Consider the following 461-nt stretch of genomic DNA (forward strand, 5'->3'; position numbering starts at 1 on the left):
GGGAGAAACGTTCGGGTGGTTCTGGAAACGTCTTTTGGGGTCGTGGGGGAGTATCGCCCCGCCCCGCCCCGGCCCCGGCCCCCGCCCCGGCCGGGACGGCCGGAACGCCCGGCCGGGACGGCCTAGAGCTTCCGGCCGCGGCCCCGCCCCTGAGGGGTCAGGGTCATACCAGAGGAGGAGAGGGCCCCCGCCACCCCGCCGGGTCGGCGGGGGCCGACCGTCCGCTCGGCATACACGTCGCACAAGAACGCCTTGGGAGGATGGACTGGAGTCCGATTTTCCGTTTTTTCATCCCAGGAGTGAGTCCACGTGACGTTCCCCGCAACCGCCGTCCGCACCGGCCTGGCGGCCGCCCGCGCCACCGGCCTGAACAAGGTCTACGGGGAGGGGGAGACCCGCGTCGTCGCCCTCGACGACGTCAGCGTGACCTTCCCCCAGGGCGAGTTCACCGCCATCATGGG

At 71.8% G+C, this 461-nt stretch carries 1 pseudogene; it reads left to right on the forward strand.

Going from position 1 to position 461, the window contains the following annotated elements:
• Positions 1-309 precede the first annotated feature (309 nt).
• Positions 310-461 (forward strand): annotated as a pseudogene (locus ACZ7KX_RS23705) (ABC transporter ATP-binding protein); the annotation flags it as partial.

This window comes from Kitasatospora sp. NPDC038210 (assembly GCF_055600605.1).